This is a genomic window from Nocardiopsis sp. iso_237, assembly GCF_056173345.1.
The window spans coordinates 4,045,462-4,069,832 of the sequence record NZ_CM149669.1 but is presented as its reverse complement, the minus strand read 5'-3'; the positions used below and the strand labels follow the sequence as shown (position 1 = coordinate 4,069,832).

The window sequence follows — 24,371 nt, the reverse complement described above, 5'->3', positions numbered from 1 at the left end:
GGTGGCTATGTGTGAAAAAGAAAGTGTGATGCGTGATCCGCATACGGGTGCCCGTCCCTGCTCAGAGTGGTGCAGAGTTGGTGTGGTCGTTGGTCCGGCGTACGACGTGTCGCGCCGGGCCCGTGAGGAATGCAGGGAGGCCGCGTGACCGTTGAGACACCACCGGCGGGGAGTCCGAGCCTGGCCGGGAGTGGACGCGAGCATCGTGGCACCCCGCCCATGGGCGTGTTCGGCGCCCAGGCCCCCGCCGAGGCCGTGTGCCGGGTGGACCTGGCCACCCTCGCTCTGCGGGGCATGGCCGCCGAACTCCGTGCGCGCGGGGTCGAGGCGCGTGAGGACGGGGTGTCCGGCGTGGTGGACGCCGGCCCGGCCGCCCGCCCGCAGCGCGCCCTCCTGCGCCCCCACCGGGGCGACCTCTGGTGGTGGATGCGCTGGCCCCGCCAGGACGGACTCCCCTCGGGGCTGCACGGGGTCCCGCTCACCCCGGTCGACCGCACCTCCGACGCGGCACGCAGGATCGTCGGCGCCCTGACCACCTCGGCGGAGGGCGGCTGACGGACGCGTCCGGATGCGGCCGCAGCCTCGTCCGGACCCCAGAGCGGGCTGTGCGCGCGCACGGTCCCGGGTGTCGGAACGGTGTCTGGGGTGTGCCCGCGCCCCAGTCTCCCTCTGCGCGGGCCCCAGACCCGTTCGGCACCCGAAGCGGTACCGCCCCCGCCGGTCACTCCTTCTGACCGGTGGTCCCGACGAGGGTCGCGGTGTCCACCCCCGAGGGGCCCCGGCCCTGCCCCGGGACCGGGGCCCCTCACCCCCCGACGGTCCGCCGCGGAGGACCCCTAGACCTCCGCGGCGGACAGGGCCGCGCCGACGATCCCGGCCGTGTTGCGCAGCTCGGCGGGCACGATCGGCGTGCGGATGTGCAGGTGGTGGAGGAACTTGTCGGCCTTGCGGCTCACTCCGCCGCCGACCACGATCAGGTCCGGCCACACCAGGTCCTCGATGGTGCGGTAGTAGCGCTGGAGCCGGTGCCTGGCCCAGTCGTGGTAGGAGAGACCCTCGCGTTCCTTGGCGCCCGAGGAGGCGCGCGACTCGGCGTCGTGGCCGTCGATCTCCAGGTGGCCGAACTCGGTGTTGGGGACCAGTCGGCCGTCCACGACCAGCGCGGTGCCGATCCCCGTACCCAGGGTGGTGAGCAGGACGGTGCCGTCCACGTTCCGGGCCGCGCCGTAGCGGTTCTCCGCCAGGGCGGCGGCGTCGGCGTCGTTGAGCACCCGCACCGGTCGGCCCGCGGCCTCGGAGAACAGGGCGCTGGCGTCGGTGTCCACCCAGCTCTTGTCCAGGTTCGCGGAGGTACGCACGATCCCGCCCTGGACCACCCCGGGGAAGGTGACGCCCAGGGGAAGGCCCTCGGTCTCGGGGAAGTGCGCGGCGATCTCGGCCACGATCTCGGCGACGGCGGCCGGCTTCGCCGGGTCGGGGGTGTGGATCTTCAGGCGGTCCCGCAGGAACTCACCCGAGCCCAGGTCGACCGGTGCGCCCTTGATCCCGCTGCCACCGATGTCGATTCCCAGGCCCGTGGTCTGCTGTGACATGGGTCGTGTCTCCCGAGGTCCTCGTGTTCCGGATGGGCGTGGTGCTGGTCCACACGCCTGATACTGCCCAACGGGCGGGCCTTTCGCACGCCCGCCCGGTCCCGGCCGGCGGGCCCGACGGTTCGTCGCGGTGCCCGGAGGCCGATACGCTGGGCGACTGCCCTGACCAAACGCGACGTGGGAAGACGAGAGCGACGTTGACCGGTATCCATGGCCGCCGCGGCCCCTTCACCGACGGCGACACCGTGCAGTTGACCGACCCGAAGGGTCGCATGCACACCATCACACTGCGCGAGGGCGGGACCTTCCACTCGCACAAGGGCAAGGTCGAGCACGACGACCTCATCGGTGAGCCCGACGGCAGCGTGGTGCGCTCCAACACCGGCACGGCCTACGTGGCGCTGCGCCCCCTGCTCATCGACTACACGCTCTCCATGAAGCGCGGCGCGACCATCGTGTACCCCAAGGACGCGGCCCAGGTCATGGTCGAGGCCGACATCTTCCCGGGTGCCCGGGTGGTGGAGGCCGGCGCCGGTTCCGGCGCCATGTCCAACTGGCTGCTGCGCGCGGTCGGGGAGCAGGGCATGGTCCACTCCTACGAGCGCCGCGAGGACTTCGCGAAGATCGCCCGCAAGAACGTCGAGAACTTCTACGGGGGTCCGCACCCGGCCTGGAAGCTCACCGTGGGCGACCTGGTCGAGGAGCTCGACGAGACCGACGTGGACCGGGTCTTCCTCGACATGCTCGCCCCCTGGGAGTGCCTGGACGCGGTCGCCGGGGCGCTGATCCCCGGCGGGCTGGTGTGCTGCTACGTGGCCACGACCACCCAGCTCTCGCGCGTGGTGGAGGAGCTGCGCGGGGACGACCGCTTCTACGAGCCGCGCTCCTGGGAGACCATGCTGCGCACCTGGCACGTCGAGGGCCTGGCGGTGCGTCCGGACCACCGGATGATCGGCCACACGGGCTTCCTCGTGGTCGCGCGGCGACTGGCCGACGGTGTGGAGGCCCCCGAGCGCCGTCGCCGCCCGGCCAAGGGCGCCTACAGCAAGGACTACGAGGCCGCCAAGGCGGCGGCCGACGCCGGTGCGAAGGCGGCCGCTCCCGCGTCCGCCGCGACGGCCGACACCGAGCCCGCGAAGGTGACCGAGGGCGGCGAGTAGCACCCGCGCCGCGCCCGACCGTGAAGGGGCCCTCCGGAGACGATCCGGACGGGCCCCTTCCGCGTGTTCGAGGGCGACCGGAAAGGGCCGCGCCCGGCGGCACGCGGGTGTCGCGCTGTCGGGAAGGTGCTTGCCCCAGCCCCGCCACGGAGGTTACTTTCTCATTACGTCGGGCCCTTCGCTACCACCGTGACCTGGTCTTACGCAAGATCCCATAATGAGGTGCACGACACTCGTGCGGGGTTACAGGTTAGGAAATGGGCATGGGTAGGTAGGTTCCCGAGTAGTTCCTACAGGGAGGTGGCGGACGTGGCCGAACGCGAGGACGAGCGTCAGGGCGATCGGGACCGTGAAGTCGCTGAGCTCACGGCCCAGGTGGCCTACATGGAGAAGGAACTCAGCGTGGTCCGGCGCAAACTCGCCGACTCACCCCGACATGTGCGTCTGCTCGAGGAGCGGCTGCGGGAGGCCCAGGCCAGCCTCGCGGGCGCCAACGGGCAGAACGAACGGCTCGTCTCCACGTTGAAGGAGGCGCGCGAACAGATCGTCGCGCTCAAGGAGGAGGTCGACCGGCTCTCTCAGCCGCCCTCGGGCTTCGGCGTCTACCTCGGCTCTCGCGAGGACGACACCGTCGAGATCTTCACCAACGGCCGCAAGATGCGGGTCAACGTCAGTCCCTCCGTGGACCTGGACCACCTGCGTCCGGGCCAGGAGGTCATGCTCAACGAGGCGTTCAACGTCGTCGAGGTGGAGTCGTTCGAGACCGTCGGCGAGGTCGTCATGCTCAAGGAGCTCCTTGAGGACGGCGAGCGCGCGCTGGTCATCTCGCACCACGACGACGAGAAGATCGTCCGCCTGGCGGAGCCGCTGCGGGACGAGCCGATCCGGCCGGGCGACTCCCTCCTGCTGGAGCCCCGTTCCGGGTACGTGTACGAGCGGATCCCCAAGTCGGAGGTGGAGGAGCTCATCCTCGAGGAGGTCCCCGACATCTCCTACACCGACATCGGCGGCCTGACCGGGCAGATCGAGATGATCCGCGACGCGGTCGAGCTGCCCTTCCTCCACAAGGACCTCTTCCGCGAGCACCAGCTCACCCCGCCCAAGGGCGTGCTGCTCTACGGCCCGCCCGGCTGCGGCAAGACGCTGATCGCCAAGGCGGTCGCCAACTCGCTGGCCAAGCGGGTCGCGGAGCGCACCGGCAAGGACGTCGGCAAGAGCTTCTTCCTCAACATCAAGGGCCCGGAGCTGCTCAACAAGTACGTGGGTGAGACCGAGCGGCACATCCGCCTGGTCTTCCAGCGCGCTCGGGAGAAGGCCTCCGAGGGAACCCCCGTCATCGTCTTCTTCGACGAGATGGACTCGATCTTCCGCGTCCGCGGCTCCGGTGTCTCCTCCGACGTGGAGAACACCATCGTCCCGCAGATGCTCAGCGAGATCGACGGCGTGGAGGGGCTGGAGAACGTCATCGTGATCGGCGCCTCCAACCGTGAGGACATGATCGACCCGGCGATCCTGCGGCCGGGCCGCCTGGACGTCAAGATCAAGGTCGAGCGGCCCGACGCCGAGGGCGCGCGGGACATCTTCGGCAAGTACGTCACCGAGGACCTGCCGCTGCACGAGGACGACCTGGTCGAACACGGCGGGTCGGCCAGGGCCACGGTGGACGCCATGATCCAGCGGGTCGTGGAGCGGATGTACACCGAGGGCGAGGAGAACCGCTTCCTGGAGGTCACCTACGCCAACGGTGACAAGGAGGTCCTGTACTTCAAGGACTTCAACTCCGGCGCGATGATCGAGAACATCGTCTCGCGGGCCAAGAAGATGGCCATCAAGGACTTCATCGACCAGCAGTCCAAGGGCCTGCGGGTCTCCCACCTGCTCCAGGCCTGCGTCGACGAGTTCAGTGAGAACGAGGACCTGCCCAACACCACCAACCCGGACGACTGGGCGCGGATCTCGGGCAAGAAGGGCGAGCGCATCGTCTACATCCGGACGCTCGTGACCGGGAAGAAGGGGGCCGACTCCGGTCGGTCCATCGACACCGTCGCCAACACCGGCCAGTACCTGTAGGAATACTCCGGAGCGGGGCCCGCGTGCGATTCGCGGGTCCCGCTCCGCCGTTGGTACGGGATTGCCGAGCCACAATGGGGTCGGAGTCGGGAACTCCCGGACCGGATCCGGTTTGCTTTTCTGAGAATCCAGGTCGAACCGCCCTGAACTGGGACGACACGCCCATGGAAGCCCGGTGGAAACGCCCGGGAAGACGGCGCTTAGGCCACAATTGGCGCGGAAGCGTTCAAGACAGGTCCGTGGCGGATAACCTCTCATCATGAGTGTGCGGCGGATTATGGGTATCGAGACCGAATACGGGATCTCCGTGCCGGGAAACCCCGGAGCCAACGCGATGGTCACCTCCACCCAGGTGGTCAACGCCTACCTGGCCGCCTCGGCGGCACGGGCCAGGAGGGCACGCTGGGACTTCGAGGAGGAGAACCCGCTGCGCGACGCCCGCGGGTTCGACCTGGCGCGCGAGGTCGCCGACCCCACCCAGCTGACCGACGAGGACCTGGGCCTGGCCAACGTCATCCTCACCAACGGCGCGCGGTTGTACGTGGACCACGCGCACCCCGAGTACTCGGCGCCGGAGGTCACCAACCCCCGTGACGCGGTGCTGTGGGACAAGGCGGGGGAGCGGGTGATGGCCGACGCGGCCGCCCGCGCCGGTGCCACCCCGGGCATCGAACCGATCCAGCTGTACAAGAACAACACCGACAACAAGGGCGCCTCGTACGGGTGCCACGAGAACTACCTGATGAACCGGTCGACGCCCTTCGGGGACATCGTCCGGCACCTCATCCCGTTCTTCGTCTCACGGCAGGTGATCTGCGGGGCGGGCAAGGTCGGCATCGGGTCGGACGGCCAGAGCAGCGGCTTCCAGATCTCCCAGCGGGCGGACTTCTTCGAGGTCGAGGTGGGGCTGGAGACCACCCTGAAGCGTCCCATCATCAACACGCGGGACGAACCGCACGCCGATCCGGACCAGTACCGGCGCCTGCACGTCATCATCGGTGACGCCAACATGAGCGAGATCTCCACCTACCTCAAGTTGGGGACCACCGCGCTGGTGCTGTCGATGATCGAGGACGGCTTCCTCAGCGCGGACCTGTCCCTGGAGACCCCGGTGGCCGACCTGCGGGAGGTCTCCCACGACCCGGGGCTGACCCACCGGGTCCGGCTGCGGGACGGGCGCCGGATGACCGCCCTGGAGCTCCAGGGCGAGTACCTGGACCAGGCGCGCAAGTACGTGGAGGACCGCTTCGGCACCGACGTGGACCCCGACACCGCCGACGTCCTCGACCGCTGGGAGTCGGTCCTGTCCCGGTTGGCCGTCGATCCGATGGACCTGGCCACCGAACTGGACTGGGTCGCCAAGCTCAAGGTCCTGGAGGGCTACCGGTCCCGGGACGGGCTGGAGTGGTCCCACCCCCGGCTGCAACTGGTGGACCTCCAGTACTCCGACGTGCGCGAGGACAAGGGCATCTACAACCGCCTGGCCGCGCGCGGACGGATGCGGCGCCTGGTGGACGAGGCGGCGGTGGCCCGCGCCGTCACCGAGCCGCCGGAGGACACCCGCGCCTACTTCCGGGGCCGGTGCCTGGCCAAGTACGCCGACGAGGTCGCCGCGGCCTCCTGGGACTCGGTCATCTTCGACGTGCCCGGCTACGACTCCCTCCAGCGCGTGCCCACCCTGGAGCCGCGCCGGGGCACGAAGGAGCACGTGGGCGGTCTCCTGGAGGCCTCCGCCACCGCCGCCGACCTGCTAGCGGTCCTGGCGGGCAACCGGAGGAGCTGACCAGCGGTTCCCCGGGTGTCCCTCCGGCACCCGGGGAACCGGCCCGGCCGTCCGCTCCGGGGAGCGGGCGTCAGTCGTGCCAGGTGCCGTCCGCGCAGCGCATCGGCCGTAGGCTCAGCGCCGTCCAGAGTTCCAGACGGGTCCGTGAGTCGGCCAGGTCGCGGCCGAGCACCCGTTCGGCCGTGCGCAGCCGGGCCCGCAGCGTGTTGCGGTGCACCCCCAGCTCCCGCGCCGTCTCCTCCACGTGCGCGCTGCTGTCCAGGTAGTGGCGCAGGGTGTGCGCCAGTTCGGTGCCGTTGCGCGCGTCGTGTTCCACGACGGACCCCAGTACGGCCTCGGTGAACGCCCGTGACCCGCTCTCGGGCACCGACGACCGCAGCAGCGCCCAGGCGTCGGCCTCGTCCACGTGCCGGTACCCCTGGGTGGAGACGGCGCCGCGCGCCCGGGCCACCGCCGACGCGAGTTCACCCGGGCCGCGCGCCCGGCAGGCCCCCGCCGCCGACACCCCGTCGAGCAGGGCGAGCAGCCGCTCGCCCGCGTAGGGACGGCCCGTGTCGGGCAGAACCGCCACCAGCTCCTCACCCAGACGGCAGAGCCCGCTCGACCCGGCCGCCTCCGTGTCGCCCAGTACGTCGACCAGGGCGTCGGCGGCGTCGTCCAGTGCGCCCGGGGCGGGAGACCGGAAGCAGACGACCTCCCAGGGCGGGGGCGGCAGGGTCAACGGCACCCCCACCGCCTGGCCCAGTGCGGCGGCGCGCAACAGCGGCGCGCGCTCCCGGAACATCGCCCGGCGCGCGTCCCGCGAGTGCAGCAGGTGCACGGCCAGCAGGGACGCGGCGTGGTTGGCGAGCACCCGGACGTTGGGGGAGGGCTCCGCGCAGCGCAGTGCCACCCAGCCGAGGGTGCGTCCGGTCGTGCCCAGGGTCTGTAGGAGGATCGACGCCCCGTCGTCGGCCAGCACCCGCATACCCGGAGTGGGCGCGGCGCCCAGCACCTCGGCGCGCACCTGGGAGTGCCAGCCCGGTTCGAGCTCGGGAACCGCCTGGCTCGTCATCGCGTTGCGGTCGAGCAGCAGGCACTCCCCGGAGGTGGCCGACACCAGTTCGCGCATCACCCCGGTCGGCCCCGAACGCAGGGCGGCGCGCGCCATCGCGTCCTGGGCGGCCAGCACCCGGCCCTGTTCACGGGAGCGCTCCGCCGCGTAGTGGTCGGCGACGGTCTCCACGACGGCGACGAACGACGTCTCGCCCTCGACCCGCAGGACGGGGAAGCCCAGCCGGTCGCCCTCGTCCAGGACCTCGGGCGGGATCTCGTTCAGCCAGATGTCGATGGCGAACGCCAGGCCCGCGCACCCCGCCCCGTGGAGCCGCCGTACGTAGGCCCGGTGCCCCGCCGCGTCGCCGCCCAGTCCGAGGCCGGCGGTCAGCACGAGTTCGCCGCCGCGCAGCCAGCGCACCGGGTCGGGCAGCTCGGTCACGTGCGCCCAGCGGACCACGCGGTCCAGCCCGGCGAACCCGGCGGAGGCGCTGACCTCCAGGTGCGGTGACGCGGTGATGTCGCGGACGGTGATGCTCACGGGCCCCTCCCGCCGTGCTCCGGCTGTGCGACCTGCACATTTGTCACGGTACAACCTGTGCGGACCATCCCGTCGCCGGTGGCGGTGGAGTGTCTACGGTCACAACAACACGCCGGATCACATCGGTCGTGGTCGCCGACGACCACGCCACGCGCCATCGGAGTTCCCATGTCAGAGCGGACCGCCCCCACGTCACCGCACCCCGCACGTGCGGCTGTGGCGGCCTTCGTCGGCACCACCATCGAGTGGTTCGACTTCTACATCTACGCCACCGCGGCGAGCCTGGTCTTCGCGACCCTGTTCTTCCCGGCCGACATCGACCCCATGGTGGGGCTGATGGCCTCCTTCGCCACCTTCTCGGTGGGCTTCTTCGCCCGCCCGCTCGGCGGCCTGCTGTTCGGCCACTACGGCGACCGGCTCGGCCGTAAGTCGGCGCTGGTCATCACCCTGCTCATGATGGGCGTGGCCACGTTCAGCGTGGGCCTGCTGCCCACCTACGAGCAGGTCGGGTTCGTCGCCCCGCTGCTGCTGGTGGTGCTCCGCTTCGTTCAGGGCATCGCCGTCGGAGGCGAGTGGGGCGGCGCGGTGCTCATGGCCGTGGAGCACGCCCCGGAGAACCGCAAGACCTTCTACGGTGCCTTCGCCCAGCTCGGCAACCCGGCCGGGGCGCTGCTGGCGACGGGTTCCTTCGGTCTGATCGCCGCCTGGGACACCGAGATCCTCTACGACTGGGGATGGCGCCTGCCGTTCCTGGCCTCGGTCCTGCTCGTGGCCGTCGGCATGGTCATCCGCTTCAAGGTGGAGGAGTCCCCGGTCTTCGACGCCGTGCAGGACGACCAGCCCCGGGGGCTCCCGCTCGGCTACGCCCTGCGCACCTCCTGGCGCACCCTCCTGCTGGGCGTGGGGGTGCTGCCGGTGGCCGTGGGCGGCTACTACATCGTCACCACGTTCCTCCAGGCCTACGGGGTCACCGAGGTCGGGATCAGCGAACAGGTCATCCTCACCGGTCTGACCATCGCGGCCTTCGTGGAGCTGGTGGTCACCCTCGGGGTGTCCTGGCTGGGCGACCGCTACGGAACCGTCCGGGTCGTCACCATCGGCCTGGTGGGTGTGGGCGTGCTGGCCCTGCCGCAGTTCCTGATCCTGGAGACCGGCAGCACCCTGCTCATCGTCCTCATGCTCTGCGTGATGCGCGTCGCCATGGCCACCGTCTACGGCCCCATCGCCCGGGTGCTCGCCCAGATGTACCCGCCCCAGGCCCGCTACACCAGCATCTCCATCGCCTACCAGACGGCGGGCGCGATCTTCGGCGGCCTGGCGCCGCTGGCCTGCACCGCCCTGTTCGCCGCCACCGGCAGCATCCTGTCCGTGGTCGGGCTCCTGGTCGGCATGGTGCTGCTGAGCGTGGTCTGCCTGTCCCGCGCGCCCCGCTACCGGGACTCCGAACTGATCACCTCCGCCTGACCCGGCGCCCCCCCGCTCCGACACCGCTCCGGTACCGCCGCCCCGCGTGGCGGCGGTACCACCCACTCCCGAGGAGGACCCACCCGTGACCGGTCTGCTCATCCACAACGCCCGCGTCCTGACGATGGACGACACCAACCCCACCGCGCCCGCCGTCGCCGTCCGTGAGGGCCGGGTCCGTCTGGTGGGCGGCGTCGAGGCGGCCCGTGCCGCCGCCGGACCCGGAGCCGTGGAGGTGGACGCGGGCGGCCGCACCGTCCTGCCCGGTTTCATCGACCCGCACAACCACCTGCTCTCCACCGCCGAGTCCCTGGCTGCGGTGGACGCGCGCTACCCCCGGGTGGGCAGCGCCGCCGACCTGGTCGCCGCGATCGCGGCCGAGGCCGAGCGCACCCCGTCGGGCCAGTGGATCCGTGCCTTCTCCATGGACGACGCCAAGTACCCGGGCGGTCGGCCCACCCGCCGCCACCTGGACGAGGCGACGACCGAGCACCCGGTGATCGTCTACCACGTCTCCGGCCACCAGGCCGTGGTCAACTCCGCCGCGCTGGCCTGGAGCGGGATCGGTGAGGACGTGCCCGACCCGGCCGGGGGCTCCTTCGTCCGCGACGAGGGCGGGCGGCTGACCGGGATGGTCACGGACGCGGCGATGGAACTCCTGCTGCCGCTGGCCGTGGACATCGGCTGCCACGGCCCCAACTTCCACACCGCGCTGCCCACCGAGCACCTGCTCGGCTGGCTGTCCGACGCGGCCGCGCCGTACCTGTCGGCGGGCGTGACCACGGTGTGCGACCCGCAGGTCTCCGCCCGCGAGCTGCGGGTGTACCGGGCGGCGCGCGCCGCGGGCACCCTGCCCCTGCGCACCTTCGGCATGCCGCTCTCGCACCAGCTCGACTCCCTGACGCAGGCGGGCCTCGCGAGCCCGTTCGGTGACGACTGGCTGCGCCTGACCGGGATGAAGTTCTACTCGGACGGCACCCTCCTGGGCGGCACCGCGAAGTTCAGCGTGCCCTACGGCGAGCGGGGTCAGTTCCCCGGCAGCCTCTACCACCACCCCGACCAGCTGGTGGACCTGGTGACGCGGGCGGCCCAGGAGGGGTGGCAGGTCGCGATCCACACCCAGGGCGACGCCGCGATGGAGCACACGCTGGACGCCATCGCCTCGGCGGCCCGGGTGTCGGGACCCGACCCGCGCCCCCGGATCGAACACTGCGGCTACCCGACGGTGGAGCAGGCCAAGCGCTTCACCGAGTACGGGGTCATCCCGGTCAACCAGCCCAACTTCCTGTACGACAGCGGCGGCGACTTCCTGCGTCGCCTGGGGGACCGCGCGCACCGGCTCCAGCCGATGCGTGAGGAGATCGACCTGGGGCTGCGCCCGGTGCTGTCCAGCGACTCCTTCGTCTCCAGCCTGCGCCCGATGGACACCGTGGCCAACGCCGTGTGCCGCACCACCCGGGAGGGGGCCGACATCGGGCGGGAGCAGGGCGTCACCCTGCACGAGGCGCTGCGCGCCCACACCCTGGACGCCGCGCACGCGCTGGGAGTCGAGGACCGTCTGGGGGCGCTGCGCCCGGGCTACCTGGCCGACCTGGTCGTCCTCGACGCCGACGTGGAGTCCCTGCCGCAGGACCGGCTGCGCGAGGTGAACGCCTGGCTGACCGTGCTGGACGGCGAGGTCGTCCACCGGGCCGCCTGAGCCGGGCGCGGACGCGAGCGTCCCCGCCCGCTGGACGCGGACGGGGACGCCTGGTGCCTGTGGTCAGCGGGCCGGAGACCCGCCGGTGACCACCGGGGTCAGGTCCTCAGACGGACGCCCCAGGAGTTCACCATGGGGGTGACCTCCTGGTAGAAGGTGGTCCCGCCGGTGCGGCAGTTGCCGGAACCGCCGGAGGTCACGCCCTGGGCCTGGGTGCCGGAGATGTAGGAGCCGCCGGAGTCGCCGGGCTCGGCGCACACGGTGGTCCGGGTCATGTTGGTGACGGTGCCCTCGGGGTAGCTCACCGACTGGCCGCGGGCCTGGATGGTGCCGCAGTGCCAACCGGTGGTGGAGCCGGAGCGGCAGACGGAGGAGCCGATGGGCGCCTGGTTGTGACCGGCGACGGTGGCGTACCCGCCGGTGTTGTAGCGGCTGACCAGGTTGGTCAGCGTGAAGTTGGAGGTACCGCGAACGAAGGCGGCGTCGTTGCCCGGGAAGACGGACTGCTCGAAGACGCCCCGGCCGTTGCCGATGGTCACCTGGGTGCCCACGCGGCCGCAGTGGCCGGCGGTGACGAACCCGGGCTGACCGGCGGCGTTGGTGGCCGCGAAGCCGACCGAACAGCGGCCGCCCATGGTGTAGGCCAGGCCACCGATGATGTCGGCGTAGAGCTCGGGCTGCGCACTGGTGGTCACCTCGACGGCCGAGGCGTCCACACCGGCGTCCGCGAGCAGACCGCTGACGTCGGCTCCGGAACCCTCCAGGACCTCCAGGACGACGGTGTCACCCGCGACGTCCGGGTACCAGCCGACCACGCCGGGAACGGCGTCGGCGGCGTTGAGCTCCTGGACGATCTCGTCGAGGCCGTCGATGCCGTAGGAGACCAGTTCGGTCCCGGCGCCGGTGGCCTCCACGGCCTCGACCGCGGCGGCGTCGGTGACCAGGACGGTCAGTTCCAGGCTCTCGGTGTCGAAGACGGAGCCGCCGTAGGCGTCCCCGGCGGCCTCGGCCGCGGCCTCGTCGACCTCGAAGGCGGTGTCCTGGGCGGCCAGCAGCTCGTCGGCCTCGGACGGGGTCAGGTCGAGGTCGCGCTGGAGCGCTTCCTGCATGGAGACCGCGTCGGCCTCCGGGGTGGGTGACTGGGGAAGCGCACCGGTGGCCGCGAGGGCGCCCGGGGTGCCGGACAGCACCAGGCCGAAGGCCAGGGCTCCCGTACCTATGGCGGAGACAACGGGGGAGGGTCGCATGGGGGTCCCTACTCTCCTGGGGGGATCAACGGGGGATCGGAGCCGAATTCCTTCGGCCCCTGTCGTTCACCGAGACATTCGGTAAACAACGCCTAACCATAGGTGCACGTTTTGGTGAGGGAAAGACCGCCAGAACGGTGCAGCATTCAGGGCTCGGTGGGGTCACCCGATGATGGGTCGCATGGCGGTCGCAGAACGTGGCGACGCGAGCGGCCACCTTGCGGTTGTCGGAGTCGGTGCGCTACCGACCGAATCCGTTCCCCTGTCACAAGGGGGGCATTCTGGCCACATGCGGACACCGGTACCGCGTACCAAACGTGTCCGGGCGGACACACAGGTGTAACACCAGTGGTCACGGCTTCGCCAGCGTCCCCCTGGATGTGCGCAGTGCGTCCCTCTGTTCGATGTGTGGCACACGGGTCGTGGAGCGGAACGGCGACCGGGTGTGAGCGCCCATCGGAGGGTGTAGGGGTGCGAGCGGTGACACAGCGAACGCCCCCGCCCGCCGAACGGCGGACGGGGGCGCGGTCGCGCGGGAACCACACGGTCCCCGAACGGCCCTAGCTCGTGACGAGGCTGAGGTTCCAGGTGCTCAGCGCCGGGCCGACCTCCTGGTAGTACGTCGTACCACCGGAGGTGCAGTTGCCGGAGCCGCCCGAGGTCATGCCCTGGGCCTGGTCGTCGGAGATGAACGAACCGCCGGAGTCGCCGGGCTCGGCGCACACGTTGGTCCGGGTCATGTCGTTGACGGTGCCCTCCGGGTAGCTCACCGACTGGCCTCGGGCCTCGATGGTGCCGCAGTGCCAGCCCGTGGTGGAACCGGAGCGGCACACGGCCGCGCCGACCGGGGCCTGGGTGGAGCCGCCGACGGACTGGGTGCCGCCGGAGCTGTACATGTTGACCAGGTTGGTGACGGTCCAGTTGGACGTGGACCGGACGAAGGCGGCGTCGTTGCCCGGGAAGATCGACTCCTCGAACACCCCGGAGCCGCTGCCGTCCTCGCTGTCGGCGGAGGTGCCGACGGTGCCGCAGTGGCCGGCCGTCACGAATCCGTCGTTGCCCGCGCTGTCGGTGGCCGCGAAGCCCACCGAGCAGCGTCCGCCGCCCATGTAGTAGGCGTCGCCGCCGACGATGTCGGCGTACAGCTCGGGCGACTCGTCGGTCTCCTCCACCTGGACGGCGGAGGAGTCCACGCCAGCGGCCTCGATGAAGCCCTGGGCGTCGGACGCGTCGGTGGCCTCGACGACCACCGTGTCGCTGGCGAGGTCGGGGTACCAGCCGACGACACCCGGCTGGGCGCCGACCGCGTCGAGCTCGTCCATGATCGCCGCCAGGCCGTCGGTGCCGTGGGAGACCACCGAGGTCTCGGCGCCGGCGGCCTCGACGTCCGACGCCGGGCCGCCGTCCGTGAGCAGGACGGTCAGTTCCAGGGTGTCGGTGTCGAACACGGAGCCCGCGTAGGCGTCGCCGGCGGCCTCGGCCGCCGCCGTCTCGATCCCGAGGGCCTCCTTCTGGGCTTCGAGCAGGTCGTCGGCCTCGAACGGGGTGAGGCCGAAGTCCCTCTCAAGCGCTTCCTGCATGGTGGTCGCCTCGCCCTGGGGCGAGGGCTCGGCGGGGGCGGTCACGGCGGAGGCGCCGGGAGCGACCGAGAGCGCGAGCCCGAAGGCCAGCGCTCCCGTGCCGATCGCGGAGATGACGGGGGAGGGTCGCATTGATCCCTACTCTCCTTGGGGAATGGACGGGGGTTCGGGGGCGCGGCTCTCCTGAGGGGGAGACCCGGTCCCCGCGTGAGTTTCCGGCCGAACCGGGGAACTCGTTCGTTCACCGAGACAGTCGGTAAACGAATCCAAACCATAAGTGAACAGCTTGGGCAGCGAAAGCCCATGAAATGGATAATTCACTCAGGTGACGAGAGGATCATCCGATCACCGGGTTCGAGAAGGGGCGTCACTCTGGGTCGCGAGGCGCCTGACCTCCCGTTTTGGTGACTGGCTGTACGCGGATCACAAACTCGCCAGTAGGGCAAGGGGTGTTGTGTGGCCGGATGCGGACACTGGAACCGCGTGCCAACGGTGAGGGTGGGGCTACGTAGACGTACACGGCATGGTCAGAACGTCGCGGAGGGTGAAGATCAAGTTCGATCAGAGAACGAGTGTGCGCATGGCGCCCAAAGGGTGCGGGGGAGTGCCGCGACGTAGTGTCACGAAGGGGAGCGGAGCCGCGCGGCCGCCCTCCGGGGAGGACACGCCCGGGGCGGAGCCGGAGCTCGTGCCCGCGCCGCGTGCGGCCCGGCGGGACGATCCGAGGTAACTAGCGAGTATCGGGCCTGTGGAAGACGGTTGAGGCGGGGACCGTTGGGCCAAGATAAGGGCGAGGGCCCCGAACGGGAGGTAACGACAGATGGCGAATGACAACGGCGGCCAGAAGCACTCCTCGCGGCGTGAAGAGGAGGTCGAGGAGACCGAGGCGGCACCCGAGGCCCGGGAGCGCGACGAACAGCTGGACGAGGACGTCGACGACATCCTGGACGAGATCGACGACGTGCTGGAGAGCAACGCCGAGGACTTCGTGCGCCAGTTCGTGCAGAAGGGCGGTCAGTGACCGACGGGTTCGCTGACAGCGCACCCGGCCGTCACCGGCCCCCGGGGCGTACGGGACTAGGGTCGGTCCCACCGGCCGGTACCACCCCCGGCCCGTAAGGGAACGACAGACAGAGGGACGACAGGCGCCCCACCCGCCCCCGAGACGGGGTGGGGCGCGAGCGGAGGGAGTCGCGTGTTCGAAGGTTTCGAGGGCGGACGGATGTCGGCCGCATTCATGAGTGCGGGGACCTCGTCCTTCACCGAGTTTCTTCGGGAGGTCAAGCCCGAGCTGCTGCCCGGCCACCACGTGGGCTCGGCGGGCGGCTCCGGCACGGCGGAGCACCTCACCCCGGACGCGACGACCATCGTCGCGCTGACCTTCCCCGGCGGCGTCCTGCTCGCCGGGGACCGGCGGGCCACCCAGGGCAACGTCATCGCCAACCGCGACATGGACAAGCTCTACCGGACGGACGAGTTCTCCGCGGTGGCCATCGCCGGATCCGCCGGGATCGGCATCGAGCTCGCCAAGCTCTACCAGGTGGAGCTCGAACACTACGAGAAGCTGGAGGGGCGCTCCCTCTCCCTGGAGGGCAAGGCGAACAAGCTCGCCCAGATGGTGCGCGGCAACCTCGGCATGGCCATGCAGGGCTTCGTCGTCGTCCCCCTGCTGGTCGGGTTCGACGAGAACACCCGACAGGGCCGGGTGTTCAGCTACGACGCCGTGGGCGGCCGCTACGAGGAACAGCGCTACTACTCGGTCGGCTCCGGCTCGGTCTACGCCAAGGGCTCCATCAAGAAGCTCTACCGTGACGACCTGGACGAGACCACGGCGATCAGGGTCGCGCTGGAGTCGCTCTACGACGCCGCCGACGACGACTCCGCCACCGGCGGCCCCGACCTGCACCGCAGGATCTTCCCCCTCGTCGACGTCATCACCGAGGACGGGCACCGCAGGATCGGAGCCGACGAGGTGGCCCGCCTGGCGACCGAGGTCGTCGAAGGGCGCGCCGCCGACCCCGACGGCCCCAAGGCACGCCTGAGCTGAGGCGACCCGAGCCTCCACACCAGACCTCTCCCGACTAGGTAAGGAACGATCCGCGGTGTCGATGCCGTTCTACGTCGCCCCCGAACAGCAGATGAAGGACAAGGCGGACTACGCGCGCAAGGGCATCGCGCGCGGCCGCAGCGCCGTCGTCCTACAGTACGAGGGCGGAATCCTGCTGGTGGCGGACAACATGTCCCGCACACTGCACAAGATCAGTGAGCTCTACGACCGCATCGGCTTCGCCGCGGTCGGCCGCTACCCCGAGTTCGAGAACCTGCGCCTGATGGGCGTGCGCTTCGCGGACGTACGCGGGTACCAGTTCGACCGCCGCGACGTCAGCGGGCGTCAGCTCGCCAACATCTACGCCCAGACCCTGGGCACCGTCTTCAGTGAGAGCCTCAAGCCCTGGGAGGTCGAGATCGTGGTCGCCGAGGTCGGTGACACGGCTGCCGAGGACGAGATCTACCGCATCACCTTCGACGGCTCCATCGTCGACGAGCAGGGCTTCGTCGCGGTGGGCGGCTCCTCGGAGCACGTCTCGAGCCAGCTCAAGGACCGCTTCGCCGCCGACGCGCCGCTCAGCGCGGCGCTGAACGCCGCCACCCACGCCCTCGCCCACGAGAACGGCGAGGAGCGCGAACTGGAGGCCGGCAACCTGGAGGTCGCCGTCCTGGAGCGCTCCAGGGAGCACCGCAAGTTCCGCCGCATCCACGGCGACCGCCTGACCGCCCTCATCGAGGAGGGCAAGCGGGGCACCGCCGGGGACGAGGCCGACGAGTGATCTGACAGCACAACGGTGCGGCGCCACCCGGGCGCCGCACCGGCCGGGCTGGTGTGGACGACGCGGCCCCGTCGTCCACGCCACGGTGACGGAAGTTGGTGAGGCCGCGTGGAACGACGGATCTTCGGGCTGGAGAACGAGTACGGGGTCACGTGCACCTTCCGGGGGCAGCGCCGCCTGTCGCCGGACGAGGTCGCCCGGTACCTCTTCCGGAGGGTGGTCTCCTGGGGGCGCAGCAGCAACGTGTTCCTGCGCAACGGGGCCCGCCTGTACCTGGACGTGGGCAGCCACCCCGAGTACGCCACCCCCGAGTGCGACAGCCTCGTGGACCTGGTGGCCCACGACAAGGCCGGTGAGCGCATCCTGGAGGGGTTGCAGGTCGACGCCGAGCAGCGCCTCCACGAGGAGGGCATCGCCGGGGACATCTACCTCTTCAAGAACAACACCGACTCCGCCGGCAACTCCTACGGCTGCCACGAGAACTACCTCGTCGGCCGCCACGGGGAGTTCGGCCGCCTGGCCGACGTGCTCATCCCCTTCCTGGTCACCCGGCAGATCATCTGCGGGGCGGGCAAGGTGCTCCAGACGCCCAGGGGGGCGCTCTTCTGCGTCAGCCAGCGCGCCGAGCACATCTGGGAGGGCGTCTCCTCCGCGACCACCCGCTCCCGCCCCATCATCAACACCCGCGACGAACCCCACGCGGACGCCGAGCGGTTCCGCCGCCTGCACGTGATCGTGGGCGACTCCAACATGAGCGAGACCACCACCCTGCTCAAGCTGGGCTCCACCGACCTCGTGCTGCGGATGATCGAGGCCGGGGTGGTCATGCGCGACTACACCTTGGAGAACCCGATCAGGGCGATCCGCGAGGTCAGCCACGACATGACCGGCCGCCGCAAGGTGCGCCTGGCCAACGGCCGCGAGGCCAGTGCCCTGGAGATCCAGCGCGAGTACCTGGAGAAGGTGCAGGGCTACGTGGACCGGCACGGGACCGACGCGGTGGGTAAGCGCGTCCTGGACCTCTGGCAGCGCACCCTGGAGGCGGTGGAGACCCAGAACCTGGAGACGGTCCAGCGCGAGATCGACTGGGTGGCCAAGTACATGCTGCTGGAGCGCTACCGGGAGAAGCACGACCTCACGCTGTCCTCCCCCCGGGTGGCCCAGCTCGACCTCACCTACCACGACATCCACCGCGACCGCGGTCTGTTCTACTTGATGCAGAAGCGCGGCCAGATGGACCGCGTGGTGGGGGACCTGAAGATCTTCGAGTCCAAGTCGGTGCCGCCGCAGACCACGCGGGCCCGGCTGCGCGGGGAGTTCATCCGGCGGGCCCAGGAACAGCGGCGCGACTTCACCGTGGACTGGGTGCACCTCAAGCTCAACGACCAGGCGCAGCGGACCGTGCTGTGCAAGGACCCCTTCAAGTCGGTCGACGAACGCGTGGAGAAGCTGATCGCCGGGATGTGACCGGCGCTTTCGCACGGCCCCGGGGACCGGCCGAAGACGGCCACTCCGGGGCCCTCGTCCGCGCTCCCACCAGCCTCTTCGCTTTCGGAGACCGCTCGGGCCGGTTTCCCCTCGGCCGAAAACCGGATCGGGAGGCCTCCAGGGGCTGGCCACACTCCGACTGTTCGGTAGTGTGACCCTGTCCTGAGCCGGAAATCAGAGGTTGTGACCCATGCACCGACGTGCTGCCGCCCTCGCGGTGCCACTGACCGCCATCGCCTTGGCGGTCTCCAGCTGCTCATCGCTCCCGGAGGACTGGCGCACCCCCGCCTTCCTCAGCATGAACGACGACACGCTCGACTCCCGGTTGCCCCAGGTCACCGGTGATGTCGGCGAGGAGCCCGAGATCACCTTCCCCGACATCGAGCCTCCCGACGAGGAGATCTCCGGTGTCGTGAGCAAGGGCGCGGGTGAGGACGCCCTGGTCGGCGCGGACGACCTGGTCATCGCCAACGTCGTGCAGTACCAGTGGACCGCTCCCGGAGAGGGCGAGCCGGTCGAGGGGCAGTCCAGCTACGAGAACGGCGCTCCGGACCTGATCCGCATGGACCAGATGCCCGAGTACATCACCGAGACGCTGGTCAGCCAGCCCATCGGCAGCCGCGCGGTCTACGTCTTCCCGCCGCTGACCGAGGAGGAGAAGACCCAGGCCGAGTCCATGGGCCAGCCCGCCCCCGAGGGCGCCAGCGTCCTCGTGATCGACATGGTCGACCGGTTCAGCAAGGGCGCGGTCGTGCCCGGCGAGCAGACCGACGACGGCGGCGGCGACCTTCCGACGGTGACGCAGGAGGGACACAGCCAGCCCCGGATCGAGGTCCCCGACTCCGACGCCCCCGACGAACTCGAGGTCACCCCGCTCATCGAGGGCGAGGGCGCCGAGGTCGAGGAGGGCCAGCAGGTCATCGTCCAGTACACGGGCGTGCGCTGGGAGGCCGACGAGAACGGCGAGCACGAGGTCTTCGACTCCTCGTGGAACCAGGGCGGGGTCCCCTTCGACACCACCATCGGCGCCGGTGCGGTCATCAAGGGCTGGGACGAGGGCATCGTCGGCCAGAAGGTCGGCAGCCGCCTCATGCTGGTCGTCCCCGGTGACCTGGCGTACGGGAACACCGAGGAGGAGGCCATGGGCGCTCCCGCCGGTCCCCTGGTGTTCGTGGTCGACGTGCTGGGCGCCTACGACAACCCGCCGCCGCCCGAGGAGCCCGCGGAGGGCGCGGAGGGCGCCGGGGGCGACGAGGTCGCCGAAGACCCGGAGGAGACCGAGGAGTAGCCGCCTCCCTCCGAACGAACGCGCACCGCCGCCCCCGCGAGCCCAGAGCCCGCGGGGGCGGCGGTGCGTTCGCGTCCGGGGCCCGTCCCCGGCCGTGGACGCACCGGAACCGGGCGGGAGCGGTGACGTGGCGGTGACACGCAGAACGGTGCCCGGCTGCCGGGGAGGCGCGGTCAGCGTGCGTAGAGTCGGCTACCCAAGGTGAGCAGCGGCGAGGGGGAGCCATGTCGGACCAGCGGCGGTACTGCTACGTGTCGGGTCTGCGCCTGGGCGTCCCGGCCCTGGAGGAGCTCTGCGCCCAGGGGAGCCCGCCGAGCCTGGTGGTCTCCTACCCCGCCGAACTCGCGCACCGTTCCGGCTACACGGACTTCGAGGAGGTCACCCGTCGGCACGGCCTGCCCCACCTGCGGGCGGCCGACATCAACACCGACGAGGTGCGCGACGCCCTCGTCGCCCACCGGATCGACCTGATGGTGGTCGCGGGCTGGTCACAGCTGGTCCACGAGGACGTCCTGGCCGCACTGCCCCTGGGCGGTGTGGGCCTGCACCCGTCCCCGCTCCCGGTCGGCCGGGGCCGCGCCCCCATTCCCTGGACGATCCTGCGCGACATGCGCTCCAGCGCCGTCACCCTCTTCCACCTGACACGGGAGGCCTTCTCCGGTGACGTCGTCGACCGGATCTGGTTCGACGTGGCCGAGGACGTGACCGCGTCCGGCCTGTACGAGCGGACCGGGCACCTCCAGTCCGAACTGCTCGTGCGCAACCTCGACGCCCTCCTGGAGGGAAGCGCGCCCCGGCGACCACAGAGCGGGCACGGCTCGGAGTGGCCCCGGCGCCGCCCCAGCGACGGCCACCTCGATCTCGCGGCGGCCGGACGGGACGTGGACCGGATGGTGCGCGCCCTGGCCGACCCCTACCCCGGCGCCTTCGCGATGTTCGGCGGCGCCCGGATCACCCTGTGCGGCGGACGTGTCCGCGACGGGGTCGCGGGCGGCGACCCGGGGCAGATCGTCTCCGCTGGCCCTGGCCGCGAATGGGGTGTGACCTGTGGTGACGGCAGCGTGTTCGTGCCGGAGTCGCTCCGGGTGGACGAGGGAGTGCGCGCCGAACCGACCTCCCTGGCCATGTTCCGGCCCGGTCGCTACTTCGACGTACCCTCCGACCACATGATGGCCGCGACCCGTCGCACGCCGATCCCCGGATCCGAGCGTCCCTACCTGGGCGCCCAGTACGGAGGGGACCACGACTCCGACCTACGGGTCGGTCCGGACGAACGGCGCGACCTCAACCCCCGATGAGTGTGGCGGCGTGGCGCCCGGCGGCCGCCGCGCTGAGGAAGGCCGACCGGTCCTCGTCCAGCCCGCGCCCCATGGTGGACACCTTCACGGGAAGCGCACGCACCTCGTCCTCCAGGCCGTTCACCGACACCTCCACCAGCGTGTGGCGCTCTCCCAACGGCCAGGCCTGGTCGCGGACGCGCTCGCCGAAGAACCCCGGCAGTCGGGGCACCACCACGTCCGCGGGGGCCAGGGCCACCCGCCCGTAGGCCGTCAGACTGTGGTGTGACACCCCCCGGTGCCGTTCACGGGTGTCGGCCTCGCTGACCCTCAGGCTGGCCACCGGGCGGCCGCCGAGGACGGCGGCGGCGTTGACCGCCTCACCGCAGGAGACACCGGAGAACCCCCACGGGGTACCGGTCCCCAGGTTGCCCGGTCCCTGGCAGACGACCGCGATCTCCGCGTCCAGCACGTGCCGGGCGGCCAGCAGACCCGAGTGCACGGTGACCGCCTCCAGGTCGCCGCCGAAGGCCTGACCGGTGGTCACACACCCCCGGAGCATGCCGTCCTCCCTCAACGCCCCCACGATCCGCGAGAACGCGGCGGGCAGCGCGCCGCCGTCGAGCATCACGTTGACCACCCGGGTCCCCGGACGCTCGATCCGCACCCCGGCCAGGACCGCGGGCAGCGAGGAGTGCAGGTCGGCCACGACCACGGGCATCCCGTCGATCCCCACGGCCTCGCGCAGCACCTCGTGGTGAGGCGCCCCCTGTTCGTCCGCGCCCAGTACGGTCGCCTGGAGCGGCGTGTAGCGGGCCTTCACCAGGTGCCCGGGGCCCTCGCGGTCGGCGGGCAGGCGGTCGGGCACCGCCACCACCATGGCGTATCCGCCGGTGCCCAGACCCAGGTCCAGGGCGCCGGTGTTGAGAAGGACCGCGTCACCCACGTCGGGGGTGCCCACCAGGTCCGTGTAGGCCAGGGCGGTGCAGGTCGTGGTCTGATCCGGCCCGTCCCCACTGACGGGCACCGAGACCGCGCACACACGGACTCCGGGCCAGGAGGGCAGGATCTGAAGGACTTCACCGCGGCGCCACCGGATCATGCTGGGCACGGTACCGTCGGACCTGAACCGAAGGTGGGAGGACGCGCCCTCGCGGCCCCGCCCGGTCCACCACAGCGGGCAACACAGCGGGCTAGAGGAGTGCGGACGATGTCGCGCAGGAAGACCGAACGGCAACTGAACCTGGTCATCTGCCTGTTGTCCACGCGGCGCCACCTGACCGCCCAGGAGATCAGGGCGACGGTGCAGGGCTACGCCGAGGCCGACACCGAGTCGGCGTTCAAGCGCATGTTCGAGCGGGACAAGCGGGAGCTGCGCGACAGCGGTATCCCCATCCAGGTCGGTACCGGTGACGCCTTCAGCGGCGAGGAGGGCTACCGGATCTCCCGTTCGGACTACGAGCTGCCCGAGATCGAGCTCCTGCCCGACGAGGCGGTCGTGCTGGGTCTGGCCGCCCGCGCCTGGCGCCACGCCTCCCTGGGCGAGGCCGCCGCCAACGCCCTCTTCAAGCTCCGCTCGGCCGGGGTCCCGGTGGACACCGAGGCCGCCCCCGGTCTGACCCCCGCCATGCGCACCGACGAACCCGCGTTCGGCCCCGTGTGGCAGGCGGTCCGGGACCGCCGTCCCATCTCCTTCGACTACCGCAAGCCCGGCGAGAGCGCCGCCCAGCGGCGCGAGGTCGAGCCGTGGGGCATCGTCAACCTGCGCGGGCACTGGTACGTGGTCGGCCACGACCGGCTGCGCGACGCCCGACGGGTGTTCCGTCTCGGGCGGATGCGGGGCGGGGTCACCGTCGTCCGGACCGGCCCTGACGTGGTGGTCCCCGAGGGGGTGGACCTGCGTTCGGTGGTCTCACAGCAGAGCGCCGTGCCCGAGCGCACCGCGACCCTGCGGGTGCGCACCGAGGCCGCCCACGACCTGCGCCGCCTCGCGCTCCGCGTGGTTCCGGGGGAGCGGGACAGCACCGGGGACGGCTGGGACACGCTCACCCTGCCCTACACCAGCACCACGGGGCTGGTGCGTCAGGTGGCCTCGCACGGTTCGCGCGCGGTGGTGGTGGAGCCCGAGCAGGTCCGCTCCGCGATGGCCGACCACCTGGCCGGGGTGGTGGAGGGCACCGCCGTGGCCGAGGAGACCGACCCCGCCGAGGGGTGGGAGGGCGCGGACGCCCCGGCGCGCGGCCCCCGCTCCGCCGACCAGCTGCGCCGTCTCCTCATGCTGGTCCCGTACGCCCTCGGCCGCGACGTGCGCGTGCCCGAGGTCGCGCGGCACTTCGGACTCAGTGAGAAGCAGGTGGTCTCCGACCTCAGCCTGCTGTGGATGTGCGGCCTGCCCGGGTACACCCCCGGTGACCTGATCGACGTCGACCTGGACGCGGCCCGCGAGACCGGCGAGATCATCATCGCCAACGCCGACACCCTGGCCCAGCCGCTGCGGCTGACCGCGGACGAGGCGGCCAGCCTGGTGGTGGGCCTGTCCCTGCTGGAGGCGCTGCCCGAGGCCCAGGGGATCGAGGGCGGTGCGCTCAGGCGGGTGGGCGAGAAGCTGCGCACCGCCGCCGGTTCGGCCGTGGGCGACCTGGCCGACGCGGTGCAGGTGCGGGTCGAGGTGGACGAGCAGGTGGCCCGGACCCAGCGGCGCTGCGCGGACGCCCTCAACAGCGGCCAGCGCCTGCACCTGCGGTACCTGTCGGGCTACCTGGACCAGGTGACCGAGCGCGACGTCGACCCCATGGGCCTGGTGGTCCAGGACGGCCAGACCTTCCTGGAGGGCTACTGCCACCTGCGCGAGGCCGTGCGGCTGTTCCGCCTGGACCGGGTCCTGGAGCTGACCGTGCTGCCCTTCGCCGCACAGGTGCCCGAGGGCGTGGCCCGCCGCGACCTGTCCGCCGGGGTGCTCCAGCGCTCCGAGCGCGACGCCCTGGTGACGCTGTCCCTGGAGCCCTCCGCGCGCTGGGTCACCGAGGACTACGTCTGCGAGTCGGTGACCGAACTGCCCGGCGGCGAGGCCCGGGCGACCCTGCGCACCCCGGCGCCCGCGTGGGTGTCCCGGCTGGCGCTGTCCCTGGGACGGGAGGGGCGTGTGGTGTCTCCGGTGGCGCTGGCCAAGGACGTCAGGGCCGAGGCCGAGCGTGCCCTGGGGCACTACCGCACCGCTCCGAACCGCGCCGAATTGGTCGAGACCACTTCGTCTCCGGAGTGACGCGCACCTGTTCACCGGGGGGTGGGGTGTAGGTCATCGCGGAAGGGATATGGTGAA

18 protein-coding genes are annotated in these 24,371 nt (G+C 71.2%); 13 read left to right on the top strand and 5 right to left on the bottom strand.

Annotated elements, in window-relative coordinates; genetic code table 11:
- The first annotated feature begins 144 nt into the window (after nucleotides 1-144).
- Nucleotides 145-555: a hypothetical protein gene (locus tag AC0VYM_RS18620; RefSeq protein ID WP_475453921.1), complete on the top strand. Its 411-nt coding sequence runs from the start codon at nucleotides 145-147 to the stop codon at nucleotides 553-555.
- Between the two features lie 281 nt (nucleotides 556-836).
- Here the strand turns inward: AC0VYM_RS18620 and ppgK are convergent, their stop codons facing one another.
- Entirely contained in the window at nucleotides 837-1,592 is a 756-nt protein-coding gene (ppgK, locus tag AC0VYM_RS18615; protein WP_475453919.1) for a polyphosphate--glucose phosphotransferase, read from the bottom strand.
- A gap of 197 nt (nucleotides 1,593-1,789) precedes the next feature.
- Between ppgK and AC0VYM_RS18610 the strand changes: the two genes are divergently transcribed.
- The 3 genes from AC0VYM_RS18610 (at nucleotide 1,790) to dop (ending at nucleotide 6,605) form a co-directional block, all read left to right on the top strand.
- Entirely contained in the window at nucleotides 1,790-2,752 is a 963-nt protein-coding gene (locus AC0VYM_RS18610) for a tRNA (adenine-N1)-methyltransferase (protein ID WP_475453917.1), read from the top strand.
- 300 nt (nucleotides 2,753-3,052) lie between these two features.
- Entirely contained in the window at nucleotides 3,053-4,822 is a 1,770-nt protein-coding gene (gene arc, locus AC0VYM_RS18605; protein ID WP_475453915.1) for a proteasome ATPase, read from the top strand.
- A gap of 259 nt (nucleotides 4,823-5,081) precedes the next feature.
- The gene (gene dop / locus AC0VYM_RS18600; protein ID WP_475453913.1) at nucleotides 5,082-6,605 is read left to right on the top strand and encodes a depupylase/deamidase Dop; all 1,524 of its coding nucleotides are present in this window, start codon (nucleotides 5,082-5,084) and stop codon (nucleotides 6,603-6,605) included.
- 70 nt (nucleotides 6,606-6,675) lie between these two features.
- On the opposite strand, the gene AC0VYM_RS18595 is transcribed toward dop, so the two are convergent.
- Nucleotides 6,676-8,181, bottom strand: coding sequence for a PucR family transcriptional regulator (locus AC0VYM_RS18595; protein WP_475453911.1), 1,506 nt, complete (start codon nucleotides 8,179-8,181; stop codon nucleotides 6,676-6,678).
- A 168-nt stretch (nucleotides 8,182-8,349) separates the two neighbouring features.
- On the opposite strand from AC0VYM_RS18595, the gene AC0VYM_RS18590 reads away from it, so the two are divergent.
- Nucleotides 8,350-9,645 (top strand): MFS transporter, encoded by a 1,296-nt coding sequence (locus tag AC0VYM_RS18590; RefSeq protein WP_475453909.1) that lies wholly within the window; start codon nucleotides 8,350-8,352, stop codon nucleotides 9,643-9,645.
- Nucleotides 9,646-9,730: 85 nt separating this feature from the next.
- The gene (locus tag AC0VYM_RS18585) at nucleotides 9,731-11,344 is read left to right on the top strand and encodes an amidohydrolase (RefSeq protein ID WP_475453907.1); all 1,614 of its coding nucleotides are present in this window, start codon (nucleotides 9,731-9,733) and stop codon (nucleotides 11,342-11,344) included.
- A gap of 98 nt (nucleotides 11,345-11,442) precedes the next feature.
- Here the strand turns inward: AC0VYM_RS18585 and AC0VYM_RS18580 are convergent, their stop codons facing one another.
- Together AC0VYM_RS18580 and AC0VYM_RS18575 are read right to left on the bottom strand one after the other, a co-directional pair.
- Nucleotides 11,443-12,591, bottom strand: a complete 1,149-nt coding sequence (locus AC0VYM_RS18580) for a S1 family peptidase (RefSeq protein WP_475453905.1) — start codon at nucleotides 12,589-12,591, stop codon at nucleotides 11,443-11,445.
- A gap of 560 nt (nucleotides 12,592-13,151) precedes the next feature.
- Nucleotides 13,152-14,303 (bottom strand): S1 family peptidase, encoded by a 1,152-nt coding sequence (locus tag AC0VYM_RS18575; protein WP_475453903.1) that lies wholly within the window; start codon nucleotides 14,301-14,303, stop codon nucleotides 13,152-13,154.
- A 688-nt stretch (nucleotides 14,304-14,991) separates the two neighbouring features.
- Between AC0VYM_RS18575 and AC0VYM_RS18570 the strand changes: the two genes are divergently transcribed.
- From AC0VYM_RS18570 to AC0VYM_RS18545, 6 genes are all read left to right on the top strand, one after another.
- A complete protein-coding gene (locus AC0VYM_RS18570; RefSeq protein WP_475453901.1) occupies nucleotides 14,992-15,192 on the top strand; it encodes a ubiquitin-like protein Pup in 201 nt (66 codons plus the stop codon).
- A 174-nt stretch (nucleotides 15,193-15,366) separates the two neighbouring features.
- Nucleotides 15,367-16,218, top strand: coding sequence for a proteasome subunit beta (prcB, locus tag AC0VYM_RS18565; RefSeq protein ID WP_475453899.1), 852 nt, complete (start codon nucleotides 15,367-15,369; stop codon nucleotides 16,216-16,218).
- A 55-nt stretch (nucleotides 16,219-16,273) separates the two neighbouring features.
- Complete coding sequence (gene prcA / locus AC0VYM_RS18560) at nucleotides 16,274-16,999, top strand: proteasome subunit alpha (RefSeq protein WP_475453897.1); 726 nt, start codon at nucleotides 16,274-16,276, stop codon at nucleotides 16,997-16,999.
- A 108-nt stretch (nucleotides 17,000-17,107) separates the two neighbouring features.
- Entirely contained in the window at nucleotides 17,108-18,466 is a 1,359-nt protein-coding gene (pafA, locus tag AC0VYM_RS18555; RefSeq protein ID WP_475453894.1) for a Pup--protein ligase, read from the top strand.
- A gap of 211 nt (nucleotides 18,467-18,677) precedes the next feature.
- Nucleotides 18,678-19,775 carry an FKBP-type peptidyl-prolyl cis-trans isomerase gene (locus AC0VYM_RS18550; protein WP_475453892.1) on the top strand — a complete coding sequence of 366 codons (1,098 nt, stop codon included), beginning with the start codon at nucleotides 18,678-18,680 and terminating at the stop codon, nucleotides 19,773-19,775.
- Nucleotides 19,776-19,999: 224 nt separating this feature from the next.
- Nucleotides 20,000-21,073 (top strand): methionyl-tRNA formyltransferase, encoded by a 1,074-nt coding sequence (locus AC0VYM_RS18545; protein WP_475453889.1) that lies wholly within the window; start codon nucleotides 20,000-20,002, stop codon nucleotides 21,071-21,073.
- On the opposite strand, the gene AC0VYM_RS18540 is transcribed toward AC0VYM_RS18545, so the two are convergent.
- Complete coding sequence (locus AC0VYM_RS18540) at nucleotides 21,060-22,154, bottom strand: DUF3866 family protein (protein ID WP_475453887.1); 1,095 nt, start codon at nucleotides 22,152-22,154, stop codon at nucleotides 21,060-21,062. The genes AC0VYM_RS18545 and AC0VYM_RS18540 overlap by 14 nt on opposite strands.
- Nucleotides 22,155-22,262: 108 nt before the next feature.
- Here AC0VYM_RS18540 and AC0VYM_RS18535 point away from each other — a divergent pair, with 108 nt between their 5' ends.
- Complete coding sequence (locus AC0VYM_RS18535; protein ID WP_475453884.1) at nucleotides 22,263-24,314, top strand: helix-turn-helix transcriptional regulator; 2,052 nt, start codon at nucleotides 22,263-22,265, stop codon at nucleotides 24,312-24,314.
- Nucleotides 24,315-24,371: the final 57 nt, after the last annotated feature.